Origin of the sequence: Myceligenerans indicum (genome assembly GCF_016742955.1) — a bacterium.
In the GTDB taxonomy this organism is placed as follows: domain Bacteria; phylum Actinomycetota; class Actinomycetes; order Actinomycetales; family Cellulomonadaceae; genus Myceligenerans; species Myceligenerans indicum.
Map to the genome: position 1 here is coordinate 91,842 of NZ_JABBYC010000004.1, position 13,771 is coordinate 105,612.

At 70.4% G+C, this 13,771-nt stretch carries 9 protein-coding genes and 1 pseudogene; 6 read left to right on the top strand and 4 right to left on the bottom strand.

The features are described 5' to 3' along the window. Nucleotide 1 precedes the first annotated feature (1 nt). The 5 genes from glmU to pth all read left to right on the top strand — a co-directional run bounded on the left by glmU (nucleotide 2) and on the right by pth (nucleotide 5,399). Nucleotides 2-1,495 carry a bifunctional UDP-N-acetylglucosamine diphosphorylase/glucosamine-1-phosphate N-acetyltransferase GlmU gene (gene glmU, locus HGK34_RS04585; protein ID WP_201845396.1) on the top strand — a complete coding sequence of 498 codons (1,494 nt, stop codon included), beginning with the start codon at nucleotides 2-4 and terminating at the stop codon, nucleotides 1,493-1,495. Nucleotide 1,496: 1 nt separating this feature from the next. Next, nucleotides 1,497-2,477 carry a ribose-phosphate diphosphokinase gene (locus HGK34_RS04590; protein ID WP_201845397.1) on the top strand — a complete coding sequence of 327 codons (981 nt, stop codon included), beginning with the start codon at nucleotides 1,497-1,499 and terminating at the stop codon, nucleotides 2,475-2,477. Nucleotides 2,478-2,575: 98 nt separating this feature from the next. After that, a complete protein-coding gene (locus tag HGK34_RS04595; RefSeq protein WP_201845398.1) occupies nucleotides 2,576-3,760 on the top strand; it encodes a glycosyltransferase in 1,185 nt (394 codons plus the stop codon). 212 nt (nucleotides 3,761-3,972) lie between these two features. Beyond that, on the top strand, nucleotides 3,973-4,575 hold the full coding sequence (locus HGK34_RS04600) for a 50S ribosomal protein L25/general stress protein Ctc (protein ID WP_201845399.1): 603 nt from the start codon (nucleotides 3,973-3,975) through the stop codon (nucleotides 4,573-4,575). A 218-nt stretch (nucleotides 4,576-4,793) separates the two neighbouring features. Next, nucleotides 4,794-5,399 (top strand): aminoacyl-tRNA hydrolase, encoded by a 606-nt coding sequence (pth, locus tag HGK34_RS04605; RefSeq protein WP_201845400.1) that lies wholly within the window; start codon nucleotides 4,794-4,796, stop codon nucleotides 5,397-5,399. A gap of 58 nt (nucleotides 5,400-5,457) precedes the next feature. On the opposite strand, the gene HGK34_RS04610 is transcribed toward pth, so the two are convergent. The 3 genes and pseudogenes from HGK34_RS04610 to HGK34_RS04620 form a co-directional block, all read right to left on the bottom strand. Then, nucleotides 5,458-7,092, bottom strand: a complete 1,635-nt coding sequence (locus tag HGK34_RS04610; protein ID WP_307815758.1) for a Coagulation factor 5/8 type domain-containing protein — start codon at nucleotides 7,090-7,092, stop codon at nucleotides 5,458-5,460. Nucleotides 7,093-7,254: 162 nt separating this feature from the next. Next, nucleotides 7,255-8,307, bottom strand: coding sequence for an acyltransferase family protein (locus HGK34_RS04615; RefSeq protein ID WP_201845401.1), 1,053 nt, complete (start codon nucleotides 8,305-8,307; stop codon nucleotides 7,255-7,257). 202 nt (nucleotides 8,308-8,509) lie between these two features. Beyond that, nucleotides 8,510-8,812, bottom strand: a pseudogene (locus tag HGK34_RS04620) (hypothetical protein); the annotation flags it as partial. 356 nt (nucleotides 8,813-9,168) lie between these two features. Here HGK34_RS04620 and HGK34_RS04625 point away from each other — a divergent pair. Then, nucleotides 9,169-9,951: a hypothetical protein gene (locus HGK34_RS04625; protein WP_201845403.1), complete on the top strand. Its 783-nt coding sequence runs from the start codon at nucleotides 9,169-9,171 to the stop codon at nucleotides 9,949-9,951. Between the two features lie 2 nt (nucleotides 9,952-9,953). Here the strand turns inward: HGK34_RS04625 and mfd are convergent, their stop codons facing one another. After that, nucleotides 9,954-13,769: a transcription-repair coupling factor gene (mfd, locus tag HGK34_RS04630; protein ID WP_201845404.1), complete on the bottom strand. Its 3,816-nt coding sequence runs from the start codon at nucleotides 13,767-13,769 to the stop codon at nucleotides 9,954-9,956. Nucleotides 13,770-13,771: the final 2 nt, after the last annotated feature.

A 13,771-nucleotide genomic window follows, 5' to 3' on the forward strand; every position in this document is an offset into this window, starting at 1 on the left:
CGTGAGCACGGAAACACACCGTCCGGCCGCCGTCGTCGTTCTTGCCGCCGGGCAGGGCACACGGATGAAGTCCCGCCTCCCGAAGGTCCTCCATCCCGTGGGTGGGCGGCCGATGGTCGGGCACGCGATCGCCGCCGCACGGGAGCTGGACCCCGCGGAGCTGGCCGTCGTCGTGCGGCACGAGCGCGACCTCGTGGCCGCCACGATCGCGGAGCTCGACCCCGCGGCGCGCGTCGTGGACCAGGACGAGGTCCCCGGCACCGGCCGCGCGGTCGAGTGCGCGATGGAGGCGCTGGGCGAGATCGACGGAGCGGTGGTCGTGCTCGCCGGCGACGTGCCGCTGCTCGACGGCGGCACGCTGGCCCAGATGCTGGCGACGCACCACGCCCAGGGCGACGCCGTCACGATCCTGTCCACGCAGGTCCCCGACGCGACGGGCTACGGACGGATCGTCCGGGGGGCGGACGGCGCCGTGGAGGCGATCGTCGAGCACAAGGACGCGACGCCCGCGCAGCTCGAGGTGCGCGAGATCAACACCTCCACCTATGTCTTCGACGCGGCGACCCTCCGGCGCGGGCTCGCGAGCCTGGACCGCGCGAACGCGCAGGGCGAGGTGTACCTGACCGACGTGATCGCCTTCGCCCGCAAGGAGGGCGGTGGGGTCCGCGCGGTCATGACGGACGACACCATGTCCGTCGAGGGCGTCAACGACCGGGTTCAGCTCGCGACGCTCGGCGCCGAGCTGAACCGGCGCACCCTCGAGCACTGGATGCGTGAGGGGGTCACGGTGGTGGACCCGGGAACGACGTGGGTCGACGTCGACGTCGAGCTCGCCCCGGACGTGACGCTCCTGCCCGGCGTCCAGCTCCACGGTGCCACGACGGTCGGGGAGGGAGCCACGATCGGCCCCGACACCACGCTGCGCGACACGGAGGTGCACGACGGCGCCACCGTGGTGCGCACGCACGCCGAGCTCGCCGTCATCGGTGCCGGCGCGAAGGTCGGCCCGTACTCCTACCTGCGTCCCGGCACCGTGCTCGGCCCGAAGGGCAAGATCGGCGGGTTCGTCGAGACGAAGAACGCCCGGATCGGCGAGGGCGCCAAGGTGCCGCACCTCAGCTACGTGGGCGACGCCGAGATCGGCGAGCACACCAACATCGGAGCGGCGTCGGTCACCGTGAACTACGACGGCGTGCACAAGCACCGCACCGTCATCGGCGCGCACGCGCGCACCGGGGCGGACAACATGTTCGTCGCGCCCGTCACCGTGGGCGACGGCGCCTACACGGCGGCCGGCTCGGTGATCGTCAAGGACGTGCCGCCGGGCGCGCTGGGCGTCGGGCGCTCCGAACAACGCAACATCGAGGGCTGGGTGGCGCGCAGGCGGCCCGGCACCGCCGCGGCGGAGGCCGCGGCGGCCGCCGATCCCGGCGCGACAGACCACAGCACCACGTCCGGCGTCGGACACCCTGATCAGGAACGAAAGGCCCACTGATATGAGCACCGCCCTCCGCCAGATCCAGCGCCCGCTCGTCGTCGCGTCCGGGCGCGCGCACCCCGAGCTGGCGCAGGACGTGGCCAAGGAGCTCGGCGTCGACCTGCTTCCGGTCAGCGCCTACGACTTCGCCAACACCGAGACCTACGTGCGGTTCAGCGAGTCCATCCGCGGGGCCGACATCTTCCTGCTCCAGTCCCACACCGCGCCGATCAACCAGTGGATCATGGAGCACCTGCTCATGGTCGACGCCGCGAAGCGGGCCTCCGCGCACACCATCACGGCCGTGGCGCCGTTCCTCGGGTACGCCCGGCAGGACAAGAAGGGACGGGGCCGCGAGCCCATCTCGGCGCGTCTCATGACCGACATGCTGGCCACCGCGGGTGCGGACCGGCTCATGTCCGTGGACCTGCACACCGCGCAGATCCAGGGGTTCTTCGACGGGCCGGTCGACCACCTGTGGGCGATGCCGATCCTCGTCGACTACGTGCGCACACGCGTGGACGTGGACAACGTGACCGTCGTGTCCCCGGACGCCGGCCGCATCCGGGTCGCGGAGATCTGGGCGAGCAAGCTGGGCGGAGGGCCCCTGGCCTTCGTGCACAAGACGCGCGACGTGACGCGCCCCAACCAGGCCGTGGCGAACCGCGTCGTGGGCGACGTCGAGGGCAAGGACTGTGTCCTGGTCGACGACCTCATCGACACCGGCGGCACGATCGCCGAGGCGGTCAAGGTCATCATGGCGGCGGGCGCGCGGTCGGTGACCGTCGCGGCCACGCACGGCGTGCTGTCCGGCCCGGCGCCGCAGCGTCTGGCGGACTGCGGTGCCACGGAGATCGTGGTCACCGACACCCTGCCGATCGAGGCGTCCAAGCGGTTCGAGTCCCTGACCGTCCTGTCGATCGCTCCGCTGATCGCCACCGCCATCAAGGAGGTCTTCACGGACGGGTCCGTGACGAGCCTGTTCGACGGGAACGCCTGACGGGCGGACGTGTTAAAGGGTTCAGTCCTCCTCGGGAGTTGACTCGAACCTGGTAGAGGGTGGACTGTTCTATGACACAGACCTGCCCAGGAGGCGCCGTGGCCATCACTGTCGTGGTCCCCACGTTCAACGAGGGGCCGAACGTCGCCGAGCTCGTCCGGCGCCTGGACGAGGCGCTGGCGGGCTCTCCCGGCTCCTGTGTCCTCTTCGTCGACGACTCCAAGGACGACACGCCGTCGATCATCGAGCGGGTCGCCGGCGAGCAGGCGGCCCACGGCGGTCTCCCGGTCCGCCTGATCCACCGTGAGAAGGCAGACGGCGGCCTGAGCGGCGCCGTGGTCGAGGGGCTGCGGTCCGTCCGGACCGAGTGGGCCGTCGTGATGGACGGTGATCTCCAGCATCCGCCCGAGCTGGCATCGGTGCTCGCGAGCCGGGGGCAGGAGGGCGGGCTCGACGTCGTCGTCGCGTCGCGATACATCGGCGGCGGGGACGCCGGCGGGCTCGACGGGTACTGGCGGCGGGCCGTCTCCTCCACGTCGGCCCTGCTCGCCCGCTCCATGTTCCCGCTGCGGCTGCGGAACGTGACCGACCCGCTCACCGGGTTCTTCGCGGTGCGGCTGGCCGCGCTCGACCTGGACGGCCTGCGGCCGCGCGGCTTCAAGATCCTGCTCGAGGTGCTGGCGCGCGGCAAGCGGACGCTCGCCGTCGGCGAGGAACCATTCGTGTTCGGCGAGCGGTACGCCGGCAGCTCGAAGGCGACCCTGCGGATGGGCATGCGGTACCTGGAACAGCTCGCGTCACTGCGCTTCGGGCGGATGTCGCGGTTCGCGATCATCGGCGGGATGGGCGCGGTGTGGAACGTGCTGATCCTGTGGGCCCTGACGACGCTCGGCGTGTACTACCTGACTGCCGCCGTCATCGCCGCCGTCGTCACGATCAGCGTGAACTTCGCCCTCCAGGAGCGGTATGTGTTCCGCGACCTGCGTGCCGAGGGGCGCCACGGGTTCTGGTCGCGCCTGGCGCACTCGTTCGCCTTCAACGGGACCGAGGCGGCCGTCCGGCTGCCGATCCTGTGGTGGGTCGTGGAGGTCTCGGGCCTCTGGCCGGTGCTGGTGCAGGCGCTCATGCTGGTGGTGGCGTTCCTGCTGCGGTTCGTCTTCCACGCACAGGTGGTGTACCGCCCACGGCGGACCCAGCCGTTGCTGGGGGACTCCTCGCTGCCTTCCTCACAGCCCGGGAACGACGTTCTCGGTGCGTCCGGTGCCGACGAGCGGGTACAGTAGTCAGGTTGCCTCGGCGAGGGACGTCGGACGGCCGCGACGGTATCTTCATCTTCCGCACGCGCCGCAGTCCGTGATCGACTGGGCGGTGAGTCGGTGACCCACAGGGCCAACCGCTACGCAGCGAGTTCGCGCGCATTGCGTCCGTCACATGTCCCACGCCGACGCAGCCGCCCACCCGAGATAGTCCGACATCACCTTCAGGAGTAACTGCCGTGTCCGAGATCAAGCTCGTCGCCGAGACCCGCACCGAGTTCGGTAAGGGCGCCGCGCGCCGTATCCGCCGCGACAACAAGATTCCCGCCGTGCTGTACGGCCACGGCACCGACCCGGTCCACGTGACGCTGCCGGGGCATGACTCCATGCTGGCGCTGCGCCACTCGAACGCCCTGCTCAGCATCGAGCTGGACGGCAAGGGCCAGCTCGCCGTCGCCAAGGACGTGCAGCGCGACCCGGTCCGCAACATCATCGAGCACATCGACCTGCTGGTCGTGGCGGCCGGCGAGAAGATCGCCGTCGACATCACCGTGAACCTCACCGGCGAGTCCGCCCCGGGCACCATCCACCTGGTGGAGTCCCAGACGCTGTCGGTCGAGGCTGAGGCGACGCACCTGCCGGAGTCCGTGGACGTGTCGATCGACGGCCTCGAGGCCGGTTCCCACGTGTTCGCCAAGGACATCGTGCTGCCCGCCGGTTCGTCGCTGCTGACGGACCCGGAGCAGGCCGTCGTCCTGATCACCGAGCCGCGTGGCGAGGCCGCCGCCGAGGAAGGCGAGGGCGAGGCGGCCGAGGGCGCCGAGGGCTCCTCCGAGGGCTGATCCTCCCGGCACTTCCGATCACACCGGACGTCGGGTCGTGGGTGGGTGCCGCCGCCGTGAGGCCGTGCACCGCGTGACCTCGCACCGCCCTGTGCCGGAACGCCGAGGTAGTAGGTTTGCCGCACCACCTGCTACCTCGGCGTTCTTCGCGCGCGAGCCCCGTCGTCGGCCGGTGTGAGTCCCTACCCGGCGGACCGCCGCCCCGGACGGAGGAATCGATGACCGACCAGCCATGGCTCGTCGTCGGGCTCGGGAACCCCGGGCCCAAGTACGCCGGGAACCGGCACAACGTGGGCCACATGGTCCTGGACCTGCTGGCCGAGCGGACGGGTGGTTCGTTCGCGCGGCACGGGCGGGCGCAGGCTGCCGTCGCCGAGGTGCGGCTCGGGATGCTGCCCGGTGGACGGCCAGGACCTCGGGTGATCCTGGCGAAGCCGTCCACGTACATGAACGTGTCGGGCGGCCCGGTGAGCGCGCTCGCCCAGTACTACGGGATCGAGCCCGGCCAGGTCGCCGTCGTGCACGACGAGGTCGACATCCCGTTCGACACGATCAAGCTGAAGATCGGCGGCGGCGAAGGCGGGCACAACGGGCTGCGCGACATCACCAAGGCGCTCGGCACCCGCGACTACCACCGCGTCCGCGTGGGCGTGGGCCGTCCGCCGGGCCGGATGGACACCGCCGACTACGTGCTGCGGGACTTCACCGCCACGGAGCGTAAGGACCTCCCGATCTTCGTGGACGACGCCGCGGACGCGGTGGAGCTCCTGGTCACGGAGGGACTTCTGACAGCTCAGGGCAAGTTCCACCCGGCCAGGGCCTGAGCGGACCGGCCGAGCGCCCGGACCGGGACGATCCGGGCGCAGGTGTTGGTCCGGCGGTTCAGGAGGTGGCGTCCGACTCCGCCGTCGCCCAGGTGCGGAGGTAGGACTCCGCACCCCGGAGGATGTCGTCCGCCAGGGGTTCTCCGCCCGTGACGCGGAGGTCCTCCAGGTAGTCGGGCACCAGGCCGTAGTGGGCGACGCCGTCGGCGTTGACGTCCCACACCCGGTCACCCGTGACCTGGCGGTCCAGCGTCGAGCCGCCGTCGAGCGAGGTGAACGGGTAGGTGACGCGGCCGTCCGACGGGTCCGGTGTGCCGCCGAAGCCGTTCATGTCGAAGCCGAACCCGACCCCCGTGATGTCGTACCGGGCCCGCACGTCGGCCGTGCGCCGGTACTCCGCGATCAGATCCTCGGTGTCGTGCCCGTACATGGTCACGAACCCGCCCAGGGCATAGATGCGGTCCAGGTACCGTTCGTCCGTCCAGGAGTGGGTGGACAGCACGCCGCCGTAGCCGGCCTCCTCGAGGATCTCCAGCGTGCGGTCGGCCGCCTTGGCGGACATGTGGTCCACCTCGATCAGCATGCCGCGCCGCATCATCTCCTCGACGAGGAACTCGCCCTTCGAGGTCAGCCCGTAGGCGTTGCACACGGTGCCGGACGGGTAGCGCGGCGGGACCGGCAACCAGTCCAGTTCGTCGGGCAGCTCGACGTTGCCGGGATTGTTGTCGTGCGGCTCGTCCGCCGGGCACGATCTCGCGTTCCAGAAGGTGCCGGTGCTGAGGAACTGGCCGGCATTGACGATCGTGCCGGTGGACCCGGAGTCGAAGCGCACCCCGCACAGCGCGTTGTCGAACTTGTGGCATACGAACATGGACCGCACGCCCAGCCCGTACAGCTCGTCGAGGCCGGCGGTGATGTCCGAGCGGCTGCACCCGTCGAAGACCCGCAGCGTCTGCTTGCACCCGAACGGCTCGGACGTCTCCACGCCGAGCACCACCGCGAGCTTCCCCTCGGCGATCACGTCGCGTGCCTGGTCGCTGTCCGTGACGATGCGGAACCAGCCCTCGCCTGGTCCGCCGTACTGCGCGTCGACGAAGTCCTGGAGCGCGTACGCGTCGGCGATCTGCAGGCGGATCGCCGCCATCTCGTCGCAGTCCTGATAGGTGCCCGGGTTGATGGAGCACAACAGGCCGTTGCTGGTCAGCTGGTTCACGAGCACCCGCTGTCCGGCTCGCCAGGAGCGCTCCACCCAGCGGTAGTACATCTGCTGGTGGGTGAGGGAGTCGTAGGCGGGCCAGTCGGCGAAGGTCGGCCAGCCGGTGGTGTCGTGCGTGCCGAACGGGGAACCGTTGCGTGTGAGGTTCTCCAGCAGGGCCGTGCCGCCGTGGGGCCCGTGCGCGGTGCAGTCCTGGAGGGCGTCGGCGATGCCGTTCTCGGAGAACACGCTGCCGCAGACGGCTGCGCCGCCGATGCCGTCCTCCATGAACAGGTGGCTGTGGGCGTCGATGTAGCCGCGCACGGAGCCGTCCGGCGTGGTGCCGGTGAAGGGCAGCCCGGTGATGTTGACCTCGGACTCGGGGGTGGGGAGCACGGGATCCGGGACGGCGCCCGTGGCGGGCGCCGCCACCGTCGTGGCGAGGCCGGTCATCAGAGCTGTGACGGTCAGTGCTGCCGTTCGTCGTGGACGTCGCACGTCGCCTCCTGCGGTCGGAACGGGTTCCGACGGCGTTGTCGGCGCCCGGGAGGCCGCGCGAGCACGACCCCGCAATTGACTCCGACTTTAACAAGAAAAGGGGTGTATCGGAAGAGTCATGTCATTGACCCCTGTAAGCCCGGTTGTCGTCGGGTTCGTGCCTCACGGGGCGCTGAGCCAGCGGCGGGGTGGGCCCCACACCCAGCCCAGGCCGATGCGCTGCGTGAGAGCGTCCAGTGTGAGCGCGGCGGCGGCGACGGTCATCGACATGAAGACCGGTATCCACTGCGACTGCGGGGCGGGGATCCAGATCCCGTTCGACCAGTAGACCCACAGGATCGTGTGGATCAACGGAGTGTGGGTGACGTACATGGGCAGGGTCCGCGTGCCGACCCAGCCGAGCCCGGGCACGTAGCGGGCGAGCGCCACGCTGATCGCGATCCCCGCCAGCGCTCCGGCGAGGTTGGCCACCAGGTAGGGACCCGGGACCGACTCCAGGCCGGCGGCCTGCACCATCCAGGTCACGCCGTACCAGGCGCAGACGGTCAGCAGTCCTGACCACCACCGCAGCCGGTCGGCGTAGGCCTCGACCAGCGGGCGCAGATGCAGCCCGGCCAGGAAGAACAGTGCGAACTGCGCCGTGCCGCGGTAGGCGATGCTCTCGGGTTCCCAGCCGGCCAGGGCCCAGGCGCTGACGACGGCGGCCGCGAGCAGCTGCACCCGGACCGGGACGGGTCGTAGGAGCCGGGCCAGGACGAAGAAGGCTGCCAGCGTCCAGATGAACCAGAGCTCCGAGCGGGGGATGAGCAGCGACCAGGCCAGGTCCCCGGCCAGGGTCGACCAGTCGGCGCCGGCCACCTCGTAGTACCCGGTGGACAACCGGATCACGAGGCTGACCGGCTCCCAGAGCACGAAGACCCAGGCAAACCAGAAGATCTTGCCGCGCAGCAGCGTGGACCACGAGGCCGCGACCCACTTCGTGGCGAACATGCCCGCCACCATGAAGAAGAGTGGCATGCGCAGGCTGCGCAGCGGCTCGTCGAACTCCCGCAGGAAGCTGACGTCGTAGCCGGTGGCCGCGGTCCAGTTGGTCGAGTGGTACAGCACCACGAGACAGATCGCCAGACCGCGTGCGGCGTCGGCCCACGCGAGGCGTGAACGCGCGGCACGGGCGGTGTCGGACCTGGATGCCGAGTGGGGAGCCGCAGTGAACATCGTCCGTGATCGTATCGAGGGGAAAAGTCCCCCTTGCCGAGCGAGGGGACGCCCACGGGCTCTCGCGACCCGGCCGGGTGCCCGTTGCTCGTCGCGGCGCATCGCGCGGGTACGCCACCCAGGGATGAGGCGCGGGTGACACCACCTGGTGATGCCGCCCGACGACGCCCCGCGCCGCGGTCGCGCGCGGGGCGTCACGCCTCTACCGCGCCGTGCCGGCCTTCGCTGCCGCGCCGACCTCGCCCAGGATTACTGCGTCGACCAGCTGCTTCGCCCAGTTCAGGATCTCCGCGCCGCGCAGAGGACGCCCGCCCAGGCGCGCGGTCGTCGGGAACGGGACGAGGACCGCGCGGATGCCCGGCTTGAGGATCGTGCCGGGATAGAGGCGCTTGAGCCGGAGCGTCTGGGACTCCGCCAGCTCCACCGGCGCGAACCGGATGTACTTGCCCTGTGCCGTGACGTCGGTGAGACCGGCATCACGGGCGTGGTTACGGAACTCGGCCACGTTGGTGACACTGCTCATGTAATCGTCTGCCTGTACGAGTACTACAGAAACGCAAGTGGGACTGAGGGGTACTGGGAGCGGAAGGATTGCTCGCCCAACACGAAGTTGAGGCCTGGGGGTGGCAGCGGAAACCGGGTGACGGCACACGAGGACTGCGATACGCGTGAGAGGGTGTCTTGGCGGGCTCACGTCAGTGTCGATGTCGATTGGGAAGTCGATACGCCGGAGGTCGCGCGTAGGACGAATGACGTTGCTTGCCGCGTAAACCAAGAACTGGACCGGTCGGGTTGACGAAAGACTTTGCTCCATCATGCGGCGCTACGACCACCGAACCTGAAGCCCCCGGTTCGGTGGTCGTGGCGCTGTTCGGCGATCCCGGCGGTCGTGCGCCCTCGGCCGGCGACGAGGACGAGTATTCCCTCTTTCACAGGCGTTCGGAGTCCATGGGGTGGCTCGACACCCGCGGAGTGATCGAATGGCGTGACGGCTTCGAGGAGCACGTCGGGACGCGAGGCCTCTGGGCGCTCCACGATGCCGGCACTGGTTCGGTCACCGAGGGGGTGGCCGGGCCTCCTGCTGACTACTGGTTCCATGTCGGCGTCGAACCTCTTCCCGTTGGTGGTGCGCTGCCCACTCAAGCGCTGCTCCGCTGCATCGGTGACGTCGTCGCGATGCGGCAGAGTGAGTTCCGGCTTCGGGCGGTTCAGTTCGTCCTGCCCACTCAGCTTCTCGATGTCGGGCGTCGGCGCGATATGGCGCTCGCGCCCAGCGTTGAAGGTATGGGCTGGCTCGCCATGAGTGAGGTGCTGGCGCAGTCCGATCCTGTCCCGGCGAAGATCGAGATCAGTCTTCCGGCCGAGATGCCCCGAAACTTCGCGCGGAACATGGCCGAAAGCGTTCACGAGCTCGCCGCGCCGCTTCTCCGCGAAGCTCTGGTGACGGAGGTGGATTCAGTCGAGGTCCCGGTCTTGGTCGCCGATCACTTCTGGGACGGTCCGTCACGAGGTGCAGTCAGTATCCGGTGCGAATTTCAGGGCTGGACGTTTGAAGGTGTCGGATGGCTGGCCGGCTTTGTCGCCGACTTCTGTGCGCGAAACGGATTCTCCGGCAATGCGGTCGTGACCGCATCGGCGACCTGACGTCAGCGAGCCGTCCCCGCCTTCGCTGCCGCAGCGACCTCGCCCAGGATTACTGCGTCGACCAGTTGCTTCGCCCAGTTGAGGATCTCCGCGCCGCGGAGGGGGCGCCCGCCCAGGCGCGCGGTCGTCGGGAACGGGACGAGGATCGCGCGGATGCCCGGCTTGAGGATCGTGCCGGGATAGAGGCGCTTGAGCCGGAGCGTCTGGGACTCCGCCAGCTCCACCGGCGCGAACCGGATGTACTTGCCCTGGGCGGTCACGTCGGTGAGACCGGCATCACGGGCGTGGTTACGGAACTCGGCCACGTCGAACAACGCGGCGGCGACCTCCGGCAGCTCGCCGTAGCGGTCCGTGAGCTCCGCCCGCACCTCGCCGAGCGCCGCGTCGTCGTGAGCGGCGGCGATCTTCTTGTAGGCCTCCAGCCGCAGACGCTCGGTGGCGATGTAGGCCTCCGGCAGGTGGGCGTCGACCGGCAGCTCGATGGTGACGTCGGGCACCTCCTCCTCGCGGTCGCCGCGGAAGGCGGCGACCGCCTCGCCGACCATCCGCACGTAGAGGTCGAACCCGACGCCCGCGATGTGGCCCGACTGCTCACCGCCCAGCAGGTTGCCGGCACCGCGGATCTCCAGGTCCTTCATGGCGATCTGCATGCCGGCGCCGAGGTCCGTGTGTGCCGCCATGGTGGCCAGACGGTCGTGGGCCTGCTCGGTGAGGGGCTTCTCCGGCGGGTACAGGAAGTACGCGTACGCGCGCTCCCGTCCGCGCCCCACGCGCCCCCGGAGCTGGTGCAGCTGGGAGAGCCCGAGCACGTCGGCGCGCTCCAGGACGAGGGTGTTCGCGTTGGAGATGTCCAGGCCGGTCTCGACGATCGTGGTGCAGACCAGCACGTCGAGCTCCTTCTCCCAGAAGGCCCGGATGACCTGGTCGAGCTGGTGCTCGCCCATCTTGCCGTGCGCGACGCCGATCCGTGCCTCAGGCACGAGCTCGTTCAGGCGCGCGGCCGTCCGGCCGATCGACTCGACCCGGTTGTGCACATAGAAGACCTGGCCCTCGCGCAGCAGCTCGCGGCGCAGCGCGGCGGCGATCTGCTTCTCCTCGTAGGCACCCACGTACGTGAGGACAGGATGCCGTTCCTCGGGCGGCGTCGCCAGGGTGGACATCTCACGGATCCCGGTGACCGCCATCTCCAGCGTGCGCGGGATCGGGGTGGCCGACATGGCCAGCACGTCCACGTTGGTGCGCAGCTGCTTGAGCGTCTCCTTGTGCTCGACGCCGAACCGCTGCTCCTCGTCGACGATCACCAGCCCGAGGTCCTTGAACCGGACCGACCCGGTGATCAGCCGGTGCGTACCGATGACGATGTCGACGGTGCCCTTGGCCAGCCCGTCCGCGACCGCCTCGGACTCCTTGTCGGACTGGAAGCGGCTGAGCGCCTTCACGGTGACGGGGAACCCGGCGTACCGCTCGGAGAAGGTCTCGAAGTGCTGCTGCACCAGCAGGGTGGTCGGCACGAGCACGGCGACCTGCTTGCCGTCCTGCACCGCCTTGAACGCGGCGCGCAGGGCGATCTCGGTCTTGCCGTAGCCGACGTCACCGCAGATCAGCCGGTCCATCGGGACGGGCTTCTCCATGTCCGCCTTGACCTCGTCGATGGAGGCGAGCTGGTCCGGCGTCTCGACGTAGGCGAACGCGTCCTCCAGCTCGCGCTGCCAGGGGGTGTCCGGGCCGAAGGCATGACCCTGGGTGGCCATGCGCGCGGAGTACAGCCGGATGAGTTCGCTCGCGATCTCCTTGACGTGCTTGCGGGCCCGCGCCTTGGTGTTCTTCCAGTCGGCGCCGCCCATCTTGTTCAGGCTGGGTGCCTCGCCGCCGACGTACTTGGTGACCTGGTCGAGCTGGTCCGTCGGCACGAACAGCCGGTCGCCCGGCTGGCCACGCTTGGAGGACGCGTACTCGATGACCAGGTACTCCCGCGTGGCACCGTTCGCACCCCCGCCGAGGCTGCGCTGCACCATCTCGATGAACCGCCCGACCCCGTGCTGTTCGTGCACCACGTAGTCGCCCGCCCGCAGCTGCAGCGGGTCGACGACGTTCCGGCGCCGGCTCGGCATCTTGCGCATGTCCCGGGTGCCGGTCCCGCCGGCCCTCCCGGTGAGGTCCTGGTCGGAGAAGACGGCGATCCGCAGCTCCGGCACCACGAAGCCCCGGCCGACCCCGCCTGCCACGACGTGGACGACGGCGGCCTCCGGCGCGGTCGGCAAGGAGGACTCCAGGCGGGCCGCGGTACCCGCATCCGAGAGCTGCTCGCTCATGCGCTTGGCGGGGCCGTGCCCCTCCGTGGTGAGCACGAGCGTCCAGCCGGACTTCTGCAGGGCGTCGACCTCGCGCAGCGCTCGTGCGAAGTCGCCGCGGTAGGACTCGACGTCACGCGCGCCGACGGTGAACACCTCTCCGCCCGAGGCGATCGCGGACCCTGATCCACCATCCGCCAACCCTTGCGCAGGACCGCCCGCGGACTGCGCACCGGCCAGCCAGCTCGGGAGATACCCGCTCGCATCGTGGTCAGACGGCGCGGAGGAAGGCGCACCCGCCCCGGTGGCCGCCGACGGGTCGGGGGACCCGGGACGGCCCTCCCTGGCGGAGGACGCGTCCACGGCGGCCGTGGCGTCGCCGGACAGCTGTGCGAGCTCCGTGTCCTGGCCGAACGACGACAGCGTCCACCAGCCCAGCCCACGGCGGGCAGCGATGGTGCGGGCCTCGGCGAGGGTCGTGAACGACGCCGCCGACAGGTCCGCCCCACCATCGCCCGACAGCGGGACCGAACCTCCCGCGGCCGCCCCCACCCACGCGGCCTCGAGAAACTCCTGGGTGGTCGCCACGAGGTCGTGGGCGCGGCGCCGCACGCGCTCCGACTCGTTGAGCACCAGCAATGTGTCGTCGGGCACCAGGTCGAGCACGGGCACCATGCGGTCCACCAGCAGGGGTGCCAGCGACTCCATCCCCTCCGCGGGCGATCCGTCCGCCACCTTCTCCAGCATCTCGGCGGCACCCGGAAGGGACTCGACGAGGCGTGCCGCGCGCTCGCGGACGGCGTCGGTCAGCAGGATCTCGCGGCACGGCGGCGCCCACAGGCCGCGCTCGGCGATCTCCAGCGAGCGCTGGTCCGCGACGGCGAACCAGCGGATCTCGGTGATCTCGTCGCCCCAGAACTCGCATCGCAGCGGGTGGTCCTCGGTGGGCGGGAAGACGTCGAGGATGCCGCCGCGCACGGCGAACTCGCCGCGGCGCTCGACCATGTCCACGCGCGTGTAGGCGGCGTCGGTAAGGCGCTGGGCGATGTCGGTGAGGTCAGCCGTGTCACCGTCTGCCAGTGACACCGGGGCGAGCTCACCCAGCCCCCCGACGACGGGCTGGAGCAGGGCACGGACCGGCATGACGAGCACGCGGACCGGCCCCGCGATGCCGGACTCCTCGGTGGGGTGGGCAAGCCGTCGGAAGACCGCCAGGCGCCGCGCCACGGTGTCGGCGCGCGGGCTGAGCCGCTCGTGCGGCAGCGTCTCCCAGGCAGGCAGGACCGCGACGTCGTCCTCACGCCCCTCGGGCAGATAGACGCGGACGGCTGCGGCGAGCTCGTCGGCCTCGCGCCCGGTCGCGGTGACCACGACCAGCGGCCGCCTCTCGGAGGCGGACGCCAGGAGGGGCGGCCGCACCCCGACGGGTCCGACGACGTCGGCCTCGCCGCGTGTGCCGACGTGCTCGACGGCGGCCGCGGCACCCGGATCGTCGAGCAGGAGCGGGAGCAGACCGGTGAGATGCATCA